Source organism: Amycolatopsis sp. NPDC089917 (assembly GCF_040684635.1).
Taxonomy (GTDB): Bacteria; Actinomycetota; Actinomycetes; order Mycobacteriales; family Pseudonocardiaceae; genus Amycolatopsis.
The window spans coordinates 111,592-124,458 of the sequence record NZ_JBFBGL010000009.1 but is presented as its reverse complement, the minus strand read 5'-3'; the positions used below and the strand labels follow the sequence as shown (position 1 = coordinate 124,458).

General features: G+C 68.5%; 13 protein-coding genes. 6 read left to right on the top strand and 7 right to left on the bottom strand.

Annotated elements, in window-relative coordinates; translation table 11 throughout:
• Positions 1–40: 40 nt before the first annotated feature.
• The 3 genes from AB0N89_RS09610 to AB0N89_RS09600 form a co-directional block, all read right to left on the bottom strand.
• The gene (locus AB0N89_RS09610) at positions 41–544 is read right to left on the bottom strand and encodes a DUF3455 domain-containing protein (RefSeq protein WP_364202309.1); all 504 of its coding nucleotides are present in this window, start codon (positions 542–544) and stop codon (positions 41–43) included.
• A 116-nt stretch (positions 545–660) separates the two neighbouring features.
• The gene (locus AB0N89_RS09605; RefSeq protein WP_364202306.1) at positions 661–2,244 is read right to left on the bottom strand and encodes a sodium:solute symporter; all 1,584 of its coding nucleotides are present in this window, start codon (positions 2,242–2,244) and stop codon (positions 661–663) included.
• Between the two features lie 9 nt (positions 2,245–2,253).
• Complete coding sequence (locus AB0N89_RS09600; RefSeq protein ID WP_364202303.1) at positions 2,254–3,462, bottom strand: anhydro-N-acetylmuramic acid kinase; 1,209 nt, start codon at positions 3,460–3,462, stop codon at positions 2,254–2,256.
• A gap of 153 nt (positions 3,463–3,615) precedes the next feature.
• On the opposite strand from AB0N89_RS09600, the gene ftsY reads away from it, so the two are divergent.
• Both ftsY and AB0N89_RS09590 read left to right on the top strand, forming a co-directional pair.
• Positions 3,616–4,932: a signal recognition particle-docking protein FtsY gene (gene ftsY, locus AB0N89_RS09595; protein ID WP_364202301.1), complete on the top strand. Its 1,317-nt coding sequence runs from the start codon at positions 3,616–3,618 to the stop codon at positions 4,930–4,932.
• 182 nt (positions 4,933–5,114) lie between these two features.
• Entirely contained in the window at positions 5,115–5,840 is a 726-nt protein-coding gene (locus tag AB0N89_RS09590) for a TetR/AcrR family transcriptional regulator (RefSeq protein WP_364202298.1), read from the top strand.
• Here the strand turns inward: AB0N89_RS09590 and AB0N89_RS09585 are convergent.
• On the bottom strand, positions 5,830–6,606 hold the full coding sequence (locus AB0N89_RS09585) for an IclR family transcriptional regulator (RefSeq protein ID WP_005154827.1): 777 nt from the start codon (positions 6,604–6,606) through the stop codon (positions 5,830–5,832). The genes AB0N89_RS09590 and AB0N89_RS09585 overlap by 11 nt on opposite strands.
• A gap of 114 nt (positions 6,607–6,720) precedes the next feature.
• Here AB0N89_RS09585 and aceB point away from each other — a divergent pair, with 114 nt between their 5' ends.
• The gene (gene aceB / locus AB0N89_RS09580; protein ID WP_364202295.1) at positions 6,721–8,307 is read left to right on the top strand and encodes a malate synthase A; all 1,587 of its coding nucleotides are present in this window, start codon (positions 6,721–6,723) and stop codon (positions 8,305–8,307) included.
• Positions 8,308–8,311: 4 nt separating this feature from the next.
• Positions 8,312–9,508, top strand: a complete 1,197-nt coding sequence (locus AB0N89_RS09575; RefSeq protein WP_364202293.1) for an aldolase/citrate lyase family protein — start codon at positions 8,312–8,314, stop codon at positions 9,506–9,508.
• 64 nt (positions 9,509–9,572) lie between these two features.
• On the opposite strand, the gene AB0N89_RS09570 is transcribed toward AB0N89_RS09575, so the two are convergent.
• Positions 9,573–9,917: a hypothetical protein gene (locus tag AB0N89_RS09570; RefSeq protein WP_364202290.1), complete on the bottom strand. Its 345-nt coding sequence runs from the start codon at positions 9,915–9,917 to the stop codon at positions 9,573–9,575.
• A 373-nt stretch (positions 9,918–10,290) separates the two neighbouring features.
• Here AB0N89_RS09570 and AB0N89_RS09565 point away from each other — a divergent pair, with 373 nt between their 5' ends.
• A complete protein-coding gene (locus AB0N89_RS09565; protein ID WP_364202288.1) occupies positions 10,291–10,536 on the top strand; it encodes a hypothetical protein in 246 nt (81 codons plus the stop codon).
• On the opposite strand, the gene AB0N89_RS09560 is transcribed toward AB0N89_RS09565, so the two are convergent.
• Positions 10,512–11,270 carry an ABC transporter ATP-binding protein gene (locus AB0N89_RS09560; protein ID WP_364202286.1) on the bottom strand — a complete coding sequence of 253 codons (759 nt, stop codon included), beginning with the start codon at positions 11,268–11,270 and terminating at the stop codon, positions 10,512–10,514. The two genes, AB0N89_RS09565 and AB0N89_RS09560, sit on opposite strands and share 25 nt — an antisense overlap.
• 74 nt (positions 11,271–11,344) lie before the next feature.
• On the opposite strand from AB0N89_RS09560, the gene AB0N89_RS09555 reads away from it, so the two are divergent.
• Positions 11,345–11,974, top strand: a complete 630-nt coding sequence (locus AB0N89_RS09555; RefSeq protein WP_364202283.1) for a TetR/AcrR family transcriptional regulator — start codon at positions 11,345–11,347, stop codon at positions 11,972–11,974.
• Positions 11,975–12,383: 409 nt separating this feature from the next.
• Here AB0N89_RS09555 and AB0N89_RS09550 read toward each other — a convergent pair whose 3' ends face one another.
• Entirely contained in the window at positions 12,384–12,863 is a 480-nt protein-coding gene (locus AB0N89_RS09550; RefSeq protein ID WP_364202280.1) for a GNAT family N-acetyltransferase, read from the bottom strand.
• Positions 12,864–12,867 lie beyond the last annotated feature (4 nt).

Genomic DNA, 12,867 nt, shown 5'->3' with positions numbered 1-12,867 from the left:
AGAACCCGAATCGCCACTCACGACCACCTGTACCGACCGCTTACTTCGCGACCCAGAACGTGTAGTCGGCCGAGTACCGGACGGCCGTCTGCGTGCCTGCCGCGCAGGCGCCCGCCGGGGCGAGCCCGCCACGCGTACCGAGTCGCTGGACGTAGGTGACCTTGCCGAAAACGCCGTCTCCGGCGTTTAGATTCGCCTTCAGCAGCAGTTCCGGCACCGCGTCCGGCCGGGGGACGGAGGCGCCGGGCACCGCCGCCGCCCCGACCGTGCTGCCGTCCACAGTGGACGCCCACACCGGACCCTTGCCGTGCAGCGCGATCGTCCGCCCGTGATGGCTCAGCGTCGCGGCGGGCTGGATCAGCGTCCACGCGCCGCCGGCGCAGCCGTAGATCTGCACTCCCTCGCCCCGGTACGTGGCGAGACGCTTGTTCCCGTCAGGCACCTTGATCGCGTCCGGCACGCCGGTGCCGGTCGCGGCGTACGCGGTCGTGCCACCGCCGATCAGCACCGCGCCGACGGCGATGGCCACGCTCGTTCGCTTCATGATTTCGCCTCTCCTCATCCCGCCGTGTGCCGGCGAGTCCCGCAACCGACACGGAGATGACCAGAGGCTTGTTCATGACTGTGACACGGGTCACAATGGGTGAGAAATCGTTGTGTTCAAACGGATTCCGGTTCTTTGCTCACCTCTTCGGTGAGCGGATCCGGACTGCTGTGCCGCAGCGACAGCAACCCGCCCACCACGAGCGTGATGATCACGCCGCACAACGTGTACCAGGGCCAGGCCAGCGCCACCGTGTTCCCCGAGGCCTTGCCGAAGTCGACGCCGATCAGGCTGCCGTCAGGCTTGTTGAACTTGACGCCGAGGATGATGAACGCCATCACGACCACCGTCGCCACGAACGCCACGATCGCGTCCGCCTGCCTGGCCCGCTTGATCAGCAGCCCCAGGAGGAACGCGCCGAGCAGCGCGCCGTAGGTGTACCCGGTGATGCCGAGCGCCTGCACCACGATCGGATCGGCCGAGGTCTTGTTGGAGGAGGCGAAGAAACCCGCGCACAGGATCAGCGCGCCCGCCCAGACGATCGTCCAGATCCGGCCGTGCTTCAGCCGTTCGGCTTCCGGCAGCTCCCGGCCGATCACCCGTTCGTAGACGTCGGTCACCGTGGACGAGGCCAGCGCGCCGAGCGACGAACTCAGTGCGGCGGCGAGGATCCCGGCGATCACGAAGCCCGAAAGGCCGCTCGGCAGGTCGTTCACGATGAAGTTCGCGAACAGCTCGTCCTTGTTGGCCAGCCCCAGGCCTTCCGGCTTCGGCTTGGTCGGGGCCAGGCCGTTGTACAGCGCCCACAGCAGCACGCCGATGAACAGGAACAGCGCGAACTGGATGAACACCACGAAACCGCTGGCGATCAAGGCCTTCCGCGCGGCACGCAGGTCGTTGGTGGCCTGCAGGCGCTGCACGATCAGCTGGTCCGAGCCGTGCGACGCCATCGAGAGCACCGCGCCGCCGATCACCGCGGTGAGGAGCGCGTACTGGCCGGTGAGCATGTTCGAGGAGAGGTCGAGGATCTGGAACTTGTTGGCGTCGAAGGCTTTCCCGAACCAGCCGTCCGGAAGCCTGCCGGCGATCACCCAGATCACCACGACCGCGCCGAGGATGTACCAGAGCATCTGGATCGCGTCGACCCAGACGACCGCGCGCACCCCGCCGAAGAAGCTGTAGAGCACCATCGCGATGCCGAGTCCGACCACGATGGTCCAGTACGAGACGTTCAGGCCGTAGGCCGCCATCACCACCTTGATCGGGATCGCGGTGGCGAACAGCCGGATGCCGTCGGCCAGCGTCCGGGTGAGCAGGAAGGTCACCGACGCGGTGCCCTGCAATCCGCTGCCGAACCGTTTGCCAAGGAAGGCGTACGCGGTGACCAGGTTGCCCGCCACATAACGCGGCAACAGCACCATCGACACCACGATCCGGCCGACGATGTAGCCGATCGCCAAGGCCAGGTAGGTCATCCCGCCGTCGCCGGGGGTGGCGATGTAGGCCACCGTCGGCACGGAAAGCACGGTGAGGGTGGACGTCTCCGCGGAAACCACCGAAAGGCAGGCCACCCACCAGGAGATCTTGCCTTCGCCGACGAAGTAGTCGGAACCGGATTTCTGTTTGCCGCCGATCCACACGCCCAACAAAGGCATGCCGACCAGAAAAAGCCCGATGATCGCGAGGTCAAGTGCGCGCATCCGTATCTCCTATCGCTCGCCGGTCGTCGCCGCCACCCGTAGCCGGGTCACGGTTGAGCCATGTGGGGCGGGGAGCCGCAGGGGACCCGCGCCCGGGGTGATGCTGCCGAGCAACCGGTCGCCCCGGGCCCCGGTCGCCGACGGGAGGTTTCCCGGGACGCCGGACCAGGTCAGCCAGCCGAGCAGAATGGTCAGGTATGCCTCTTTGCCCGCGCGTGGCAGTCCGTGGTCGTCGCTGGTCTTCACCGCCGCGCCGGGCAGGTTCCGGGCGAGCGCGGCCATCAGCGCCGGGTTGTCGGCGCCGCCGCCGGAGACGATCACCGCGGCGATGTCGTGGCGACGGCATTCCGCGGCGATCGTGACCGCGGTCAGTTCGGTCAGGGTCGCCAGCAGGTCTTCGGCTCCGACCGTCGGGAGTCCGTCGAGCGCCGCGTCCAGGTACGCGCCGTGGAACAGTTCCTTGCCGGTCGACTTCGGCGGCGCGGCCGCGTAGTACGGATCGAGCAGCAGCTTCTCCAGCAGGTCGGCCCGGACGGTGCCGCGCAGGGCGAGCGCGCCGTCGATGTCGGCGCGACGGCCGGTGGCGCGGTGCGCGGCGATGTCCATCAGGGCGTTGCCGGGTCCGGTGTCGTAGGCGAGCACGCTTCCGCCGGCGGGGACGACGGTGACGTTCGCGATACCGCCGATGTTGAGCGCCGCGACCGGCCCGAGGGCCGCCATTTCCCGTAGCCACAAGGCGTCCAGCGTGCCGGCGAGCGGTGCGCCGTGCCCGCCGGCGGCGACGTCGCGCACCCGGAGGTCGGCCACGACGGGCACTCCGGTGCGCTCGGCGATCCACGCCGGATTGCCCAGTTGCAACGTGCCGCGGGCGGTTCCGTCCTCGACCCAATGGAACACCGTCTGGCCCAGCGAAGCGACGACGTCCGCGTCACCACCGGCCAGTTCCTCGATGCCCCTCGCGGCCGCTTCGCCGAAGGCCTGGCCCACCAGGGTGTCGAGCTTCGTGAGCTGTTCGGCGCTGCACGGATTCGGCGGCAGTGCTTCGAGCAAGGCCTCGCGGAGCGCTTCGGGATACGGGACTTCGAGTTCGCCGAGCGGGGACAGCACCACCGTGTCCCCGTCGGCGCGCAGTTCGGCGGCCGCCACGTCGATCCCGTCGATCGACGTGCCGGAGATGAGCCCGATCAGCCGGACACCGGCGCCGGTGAAAACCGTCATTCGGAGTGGTCTAGCCGTCTTTCCGGAGACCGCGCAAGCGACACCGTTTCTTCTTGTCCGAAATGAGTCCTATCCAGTGGGCGCCTGACAAGATCGGCTTCCTTCCCGTGGGGCGTCTACGACGTGCCGTGCGCGGATGCGAGGATTGACGCCGTGTCGAGCACCCCCTGGTTCTGGATCGTTGTCGTTGCCGTCGTCGTCCTGGTCGCCGTTCTGGTGGCCGGGCTGCTCATCGCGCGCCGCCGCCGGATCAGCCTGGACGAGTCCAAGGCTGCCGACGTCGTCGAGAAGCCGAAGGGCGGCGGCTATACCGCGACAGGCGGGATCGCGCTCGCTCCGGGCGGCGAGAAGACCGAAGAGGCCGAAGAGGCCGAAGAAGCCGGGCATCCGGTCGAGGACCGCCCGGAGACCGACGGCCAGCCCGCGGTCGGGGACGACGCGGCGGTGCCGAGGGATTCCGCGCAACGCGCGGTGCGTGACGTCGAACTTCCCGAACCCGCCGAGGAAACGGCCCCCGCTCCCGCCGAGGAGATCGCCCCGGCCAGCGGACGCCTGGAGCGGCTGCGCGGCAGGCTCGGCAAGTCCCGTTCGGTGTTCGGGCAGAGCCTGCTCGGCCTGCTGGGCGCCGGCGACCTGGACGAGGACTCCTGGCAGGACGTCGAAGACACGCTGCTCATGGCGGACCTCGGCGCCGCGACGACCACCGAGATCGTCGATCGCCTTCGTGAAGAGCTGAAGCGCCGCGCCGTGCGGACGTCCGAAGACGCTCGCGCGGTCTTGCAGGAGGTGCTGACCTCCGCCCTGTCGACCGACGCGGTCCGTGCCGTCCGTGCCTTGCCGCACACCGTCGACGGCGTGAAGCAGCCCGCGGTCGTGCTGGTCGCCGGGGTCAACGGCACCGGCAAGACGACCACCACCGGCAAGCTCGCCCGGGTGCTCGTCGCGCAGGGGAGCACCGTCGTGCTCGGCGCGGCCGACACCTTCCGCGCCGCCGCGGCGGACCAGCTGCAGACCTGGGCCGAGCGGGTCGGCGCGGAGGTCGTGCGCGGCAAGGAAGGCGCGGACCCGGCGGCGGTCGCGTTCGACGCCGTCAAACGCGGCACCGAGGCGGGCGTGGACGCGGTCCTGGTCGACACCGCCGGCCGTCTGCACACCAAGACCGGCCTGATGGACGAGCTCGGCAAGGTCAAGCGAGTCGTCGAGAAGCAGGCGAAGGTCGACGAGGTGCTGCTGGTGCTCGACGCCACCACCGGGCAGAACGGGCTGATGCAGGCCCGCGTGTTCTCGGAGGTCATCGACGTCACCGGCATCGTCCTGACCAAGCTGGACGGCACCGCGAAGGGCGGCATCGTCTTCCAGGTGCAGCGTGAACTCGGCGTGCCGGTCAAGCTGGTCGGCCTCGGAGAGGGGCCGGACGACCTGGCGCCGTTCGAGCCGGGTGCCTTCGTGGAAGCGCTGCTGAGCAACTAGCGGATGTCATGAAAGGGTCGTTCAGGACGAAAAATGTCCTGAACGACCCTTTCATGACACAACTCAAGCCGCGACAGCGATACCCCCAGAAGTGCCTGCGTACGTTGTTCGTTGCTGCGCACACTGTACGCAAAAGGAAACGCCGTTCGCAAGAGGGCACGTCGTGCGCTAGGGTGGGCGGCATGGCGACCGAGGAACGAGCGATCCAGTCGGTGTGGACCAGGCCCCGGCGTACGCGGGATCAGCCCGCGTTGAGCCAGGCGCAGATCGTCGCCGAGGCCGTCCGGATCCTGGACGCCGAAGGGGTCGACGCGCTGAGCATGCGCAGGCTCGGCACCGCGCTGAACGCCGGCGCGACCTCGCTCTACCGGCACGTGGCCAACCGCGACGAGCTGATCGAGCTGGTCGTCGACGAGGTCTACGGCGAGATCGCCGTGCCGGACGACGATGATCCGGCCGGATGGCGCGAAGCGGCCGCCGTCGGAGCGCAGAGCGTCCGCGCGATGATCCTGCGGCACCCCTGGATCGCTTCACTGCTCGGCTCGGTCGGCCTGTCGTACCTCGGGCCGAACGTCATGCGGCTCAACGAGCGGCTGCTGGCCGTCTTCGTGACCGCGGGTTTCCCCGGCGACGAGGCCGAGCAGGCGATCAGCTCGGTCACCGCCTATGTCATCGGCATGGGGACGAGCGAGGCGGCCTGGCTCACCACGGTCGCGAAGAGCGGCCGGAGCGAACGCGAGTGGACGGAGCAGCTGCGTCCCGCCGTCGTGGAGGCGACGCGGGAGCATCCCCACCAGCGAGAGCGGATCGCGCAGGACGATGCCGACCCGGAGCGGCTTCGCGACGAGAAGTTCCGCTACGGGCTGGAGAGGATGCTCGACGGTTTGGAGACCAGGCTCAAACGGTGACCCCGTCACGCGAAAGGGTGGAGCCGAGCGAGTTCGCGATCCGCTGGACGACGGGCGCGATCCGCTCCACGGCCTCCACGGTCAGCCGTCCCGAGGGGCCGGACACCGAGACGGCCGCCGGCACCGGCGCGCCCGGGACCGCGACGGCCACGCAGCGGACGCCCAGTTCCTGCTCGGCTTCGTCGAGCGCGTAACCCTGCTCGGCGATCTTCGCCAGCTCGCGCAGGAGCGCGTCCTGGTCGGTGAAGGTGTGCTCGGTGTACGAAGGCATGCCGGTCCTGGCGAGCAGCGCCGTGACGTCGTCAGAGGGCAGATGCGCGAGCATCGCCTTCCCCACGCCGGTGCCGTGCGGCAGGAGACGGCGGCCGACCTCGGTGAACATCCGCATCGAGTGCTTCGACGGCACCTGGGCCACGTAGACGACCTCGTCCCGCTCCAGGACGGCGAGGTTCGCGGTCTCGCCGACCTCGTCGACCAGCTCGGCGAGCAGCGGCCGGGCCCACGAGCCGAACTGCATGCTGGCGTTCTCGCCCAGCCGGATGAGCCGGGCGCCCAGCGCGTACCGGCGGTTGGTGTTCTGCCGGACGTAACCCAGGTCCACCAGCGTCCTGATCAGCCGGTGGATGGTCGGCATCGGCAGTCCGGACAGCGTCGCCAGCTCCGAAAGACTGGCCTCCCCGCCGGTGTCCGCGAGATGTTCGAGGAGCTCGAAGGCCCGCTGAAGGGACTGGACGCCGCCATCGCGCCCGTTCTTCTCCGCTGCCACCGTGGTACTCCTAACGTCGGCGTTGATGTTCCGCTATGCAGAAACTATAGTCCGTCATGTAAAACCGTAGGGACGTTATCTATAGCCGATCATTTCCGACGCGGGGTGTTTCACATGTCTGACCAGATCTCAGCCCAGGTGCTCGGTGCGCCCGTCGAGCGTGGAGGTGAGATTCTCACGCCGGAGGCGCTCGCCTTCGTGGCCGGCCTGCACGAGGCCTTCGCCGCCCGTCGCGACGAGCTGCTGCAGGCCAGGGGCAAGCGCCGCGAAGAGGCCAGGGCCACCGGCAAACTCGACTTCCTGCCCGGGACCAAGGAGGTCCGCGAGGGCGACTGGAAGGTGGCCGAAGCCCCGCCCGCGCTGCGCGACCGCCGTGTCGAGATCACCGGCCCGACCGACCGCAAGATGACCATCAACGCGCTGAACTCCGGCGCCAAGGTCTGGCTCGCCGACCTCGAGGACGCGAACACGCCGCACTGGGCGAACGTCGTCTCCGGCCAGGTCAACCTGTACGACGCCGTCCGCGAGGACATCACGCTGGAAAGCGGCGGCAAGAGCTACGCGCTGAAGGACGACGTCGAGCACGCGACCATCGTCGTCCGCCCGCGCGGCTGGCACCTCGACGAACGAGGCCTGTCGTTCGGCGGGCGCCAGGCCGTCGGCGCGCTGGTCGACTTCGGCCTCTACTTCTTCCACAACGCGCAGGAGCTGCTCAACCGCGGCAAGGGCCCGTACTTCTACCTGCCGAAGATGGAGAGCCACCTCGAAGCCCGGCTCTGGAACGACGTCTTCACCCACTCGGAGAAGACGCTCGGCATCGACCACGGCACCGTCCGCGCGACCGTGCTGATCGAGACCATCCCGGCCGCGTTCGAGATGGACGAGATCCTCTACGAACTGCGCGAGCACGCTTCCGGCCTCAACGCCGGCCGCTGGGACTACCTGTTCAGCGTCATCAAGTACTTCCGCGACGCGGGCGAGAAGTTCGTGCTGCCGGACCGCAACTCGGTCACCATGACCGCGCCGTTCATGCGCGCGTACACCGAACTGCTGGTGCGCACCTGCCACAAGCGCGGCGCGTTCGCGATCGGCGGCATGGCCGCGTTCATCCCGAACCGCAAGGACCCGGAAGTCACCGCCGCCGCGCTCGACAAGGTCCGCGCCGACAAGAGCCGCGAGGCAGGCGACGGTTTCGACGGTTCCTGGGTCGCGCACCCGGGCATGGTGGACATCTGCCGCGAGGAGTTCGACAAGGTCCTCGGTGACAAGCCGAACCAGCTCGACCGGACCCGCGACGAGGTCTCCGTCACCGCCGACCAGCTGCTCGACGCGGCTTCGACGCCGGGTGCGGCGACCGCTGCCGGCCTCCGTGCCGCTGTCGACGTCGGCATCCGCTACCTCGCCTCCTGGCTGGGCGGGAACGGCGCGGCCGCCATCCACAACCTGATGGAGGACGCGGCCACCGCGGAGATCTCGCGGTCGCAGGTGTGGCAGTGGGTGCGCAACGGCACGCAGCTCGACACCGGCGACAAGGTGACCGGGGAGCTCGTGCGCGGCGTGCTCGCCGAAGTCCGCGGCGAACTCGCCGCCGAGATCAAGCCGGAGCTGCTGGAGCCCGCCGTCGAGCTGTTCGAGCAGGTCGCGCTCGCCGACGAGTTCCCGGACTTCCTGACCCTGCCCGCCTACGAACGGATCAAGTAGACAGATGGGGAACGGGCGGCTCACCGAGGACGTCTACACCGCTGCCGACGCGCGCCTCGCCGAGGCGGACGCGCGTGTCGTGGCGAACTATCCCGGCGAGCCGCCCGGCCGCCGGCCCGTGCACACCGTGTACGTGCCCGCGTCGCAGTACAAGACGCGGCTCGTCGCGGACTGGGGCAAGCAGGCCCTGCGGGTCTTCGGCGAGCACGCCGATCAGCTGCGCCTGGACGCGGACATCGCGGACCGGGTCAGGACCAAACTCCTGACCGAGCCCATCGAGGATCTGCGGATCGACTTCGAGGACGGCCTCGGCAGGCCGAGCGACGAAGAGGAGGACGCCACCGCGCTCGCCGCGGGGCGGACCCTCGCCGTCACCGGCGGGACGCCGTTCGTCGGCATCCGGTTCAAGAGCTTCGAGCAGGCGACCCGGCGCCGCGGCATCCGCACCCTCGATCTCTTCCTGGCGGGTTTGCTGGAAGGCGGGCCGCTGCCGGATGGTTTCGTCGTCACGTTGCCGAAGGTGACCGCCGTCGAACAGGTCGAAGTCGCGGCGGATGTCCTGGAGCGCCTCGAATCCGCTTACGGCCTGCCCGATGGGTCCTTGTGCTTCGAGGTCCAGATCGAGACGGCTCAGTCCATTGTGGACATCGATGGGACGGCGGCGGTGCCGCGGATCATCCAGGCCGCGCGCGGCCGGTGTTCGGGACTGCACTATGGGACGTACGACTACAGCGCCGGGCTCGGGATCAGCGCCGAGTACCAGAGCATGGAGCATCCGGCCGCCGACTTCGCCAAGCAGTTCATGCAGGTCGCGGCCGCTGGGACCGGTGTCCGGCTTTCGGACGGGTCCACGAACAAACTGCCCGTCGGCGACGCGATCCTCCCGGCCTGGCGCGAACACCTGCGACTGGTGCGGCGTTCCTTGGAGCGCGGCTTCTACCAGGGCTGGGATCTGCATCCGCATCAGCTGCCGACCCGGTTCGCGGCGACGTACGCGTTCTTCCGCGAGGGATTCCCAGCGGCGCTGGGGCGGTTGCGGGACTACGCGGACCAGACCGGGCGCGGGGTGCTGGACGAGCCCGCGACGGCTCAGGCCTTGGCGAGTTTCTTGCTGCGGGGCTTGGATTGCGGGGCCGTGGACACGGGGGAGCTGTCGTTCTCCCGGGCCGAATTGGACGGCTACGCGCGACGGACCGTATGAGCAGCGGCTGAGGGAGCGCCTTTCGTGGCAGGCGTTCCCTCAGCCGCTGCTCTCCCGAACGGCGTCAAACGGATGAGCCGCGGCCGGGTGTCTCCTTCGGATGCGCGGACTTCGCGACGAGCACCAGCATGGCGAGCTGGCCTGCGATCGTTCCCGCCGTCGCCCACGCCGGAAAGGTGGCCGGAACCACCTGCAAGGTGAGCGCCGGGCCGAGTACGGCTCCGAGCACCAACAACGTGTTCAGGATCGTCGCGAAGAGCCGAGAGGTTTCAGCGGCGGGCACCGTCGCTTCGGCCTTCAGCTCGGTTGTTTCGATCCTGACCCTGGCGAGCGGGGTCGGTGTCTCGTCCCAGCTCGGTACTGCTTCCACGGGCGCGGTCTCTCCCGAGCCCTCGATTTCGGCAGCCATGCGCATGCCCTTTCCGACCCAGTCAGGCGAGCCGGGGTTGGCACGTCAAGCTGGGGACCACTTTGTGCGGAGGCAAGTCCCGACCTTGCCTCCGTTTCCCCCAGATGTGCGGCCGCGAGCCCATCCCCCGTCGTCGGAGCTCGCACGCCGCGTTTCTTCCAGACCGACGAAGTGAGTGGTCGCACTTGCCGTCCGTCGCATGGGACGGATGCCGGTCTGGCTCGGCCCCGGAGGGCCGAAACCCACTGTAGGGCTCGGGTGGGGGAGGTCGCAACCCTTCTCACACATTTTCAGTGTGGAAAATGTGGTTAGTTGGCACCATTGTGTGTCACCATGACAGGGCGACCATCTGGTCGCAGGGGAAGGGAGCGCTATGCCATCGGTCGAGGAGACCACGACCGGCCGTCCCGCCGTGGTCGATCGCGTCAACGTCGCGCTGATCGCCGAGGCGGTCGACGCGCTAGGAAAACTGCAGGGGCGCACCGGGTTGAAGAAAGTCGACCTGGTCAATCGCGCGTTGCTGATCTACGAGTTCGTCGACGCGGAACTCCGTGCGGGCAAACAGGTCGTGCTGCGGGATCCGGACGGACAGGATCAGCTGGTCAAGATCTTCCTTTGAGAACCGTGATAATCGGCGAGCACCTCGTCCAGTGAGCCGCCGGCGCGGATCCGGCCTTCGTCCATCCACAGTGCGGTGGTGCACAGCTCCCGCAGCAGCTCGTCGGAGTGTGACGCGAAAACCAGCACGCCCGAGCGGCGGGCGAGGTCGACCAGCCGCTCCCGGGCCTTGGCGAGGAACGCGGCGTCGATCGCGCCGAGTCCCTCGTCGAGGATGAGGATCTCGGGGTCGATCGTGGTCACCACGCCGAGCGCGAGCCGCACCCGCATGCCGGCGGAGTAGGTGCGCAAGGGCAGGTGAAGGTAGTCGCCGAGTTCGGTGAACTCCGCGATGTCGTCGACCCGTTTCGTCATCTGCTTGCGGGACATGCCGAGGAACAGGCCCCGGATCAGGATGTTCTCGTGCCCCGAGACCTCGGGGTCCAGGCCGACGCCGAGGTCGAACACCGGCGCGATCCTGCCGATGACCCGCGCGGTGCCCCGGGTCGGTTCGTAGATGCCGGACAGCAGCCGCAGGAGCGTGGACTTCCCGGCGCCGTTGTGCCCGATCAGGCCGACGCGGTCGCCGTCGCTCAACGACAGGGAGATGTCCCGCAGTGCCTCGATGATCGGGACTTTCGCGTCGGTGCCGATCTTGCCGCCGACCTTGCCGAGCACCTGTTTCTTGAGCGACCGCGTCTTGGCGTCGAAGATCGGGAAATCGACGTAGGCGCTCTCTACCTCGATGCTCACCATGGCGCGGTCCTCCTCGTCTCGAAAAATGCGAACGGAAGTTACCATTCACATCTGGGTGCGGTAACGTGCGGCCGGTGAGCCAGCCATCCGCCGATCAGGGCTTCCGTCCGCCGCAGCAGGCCCGCAGCCGGGAGTCCTTGCAGAAGGTGCTGGCCGCGGCCGAGCACGTCCTGGCTGTTCAGGGCATCGAGGAGTTCACCGTCGGCGTGGTCGCCGAGCAGGCGGGGATGTCGGTGGGGGCGATCTATCGCCGGTTCTCCGGCAAGAACCAGCTGCTGTACGCCGTGAAAGATCAGTTGCTCGGACAACTGGAGACCGGCGTCGGCGAAGCGCTGCGCGCCGCTTCGCCCGGGTTGGCGGGGATCGTCGGCGCGTTCGTCCAGGCGCTGGCGGACACTTTCGCCCGCCACGACCGGATCTTCCCCGAGTTGCTCGACAATCAGCGCGCCGAGGGGCGCGATCGTGGCCTCCAGGCGCTGGCCACGATCCAGGGTGATTTCGTGGACTCCGCCAGGCTTTGCGTCGGGGCGGGCCAGGAGCAGGCCGTCAGCATGGTGGCTCGGACCATCATCGGTTCCTGCGTGCACCGGGCCGCCAGCGGCCGGTTCTGGCCGGACGGCCTGACCTGGGATGAGTGGGCCACTGAAACGACCGGGATGGCGCTGGCTTACCTGGCTTCGCCTGGGGGCGGGCCGCGCCTTTAGCCCTCTGAACGCGGACAGGCGGGTGGTCGTGAGTGGTAAGTGGTGTTCTCACGGACTCGTATGTGCTTACCCACTGGTACGACTGGCGGTCGTGTGGGGAGGATTCGGGATGTTCAACGTCTTGATCCTTCACGCTCGGCTTGTCTCGGTGCCGAGTGGAGCGGGGGAAGATTCCGGACGTTGAGTGTCCCGGATCCTCCGTCGATCAAGGCCCGAGATCGTGCGACCGCGCGACGGACTCTCGCGCAGGTCAAGCGTGGGTAGGTAAACACTGGTCCGCTCTAACGCGACTTACCACTCACGACCCCCTTGACCCACTCGGTACCGGCGCTTGACCTGATATCGCCCCAACCCCACCGGCGGGTGACCCGACGCGTTAGTCCGCTGAATGCGAGACCGGTGAACCCGCTTAAGAGAGGGCCTTCACGTAGCGGTGGCAAGGCACGGAAATCGGCCCGTCGGGACCGAAAGCCTGATTGTCGAACAGGCCCTCGTCGGCCCACCCGCACCGCTCGTAGAACCGCCGCGCCCGGGCGTTCCCGGGCGCCACGGCGAGCCAAGCGCGGGAATGTCCGCCGTCACGAACAAGCCGTTCGGCTTCCGTGAGCAGCGTTCCCGCGACTCCGCTGCCGCGATGATCCGGGGAGACGTAGACCTGCTCGACCTCTTCGCCGACGACCATGACGAACCCCGCCACCTCATCGTCCACCACGGCGACGGTCGTGTCTCCGACGCGGTTCGCGGCTCGCTCCGAGAACGAATCGCGCGTGCGGACCCGGACGAGCGAGTCGGGCACGTTGCCGAGATGGCCGTCCTGCCAGCCGTGGTACCAGATTTCCGCGACGGCGCCGGCGTCCGCGGGGGCCGCCTGTCGAAGTGTCAAAGGCATGACG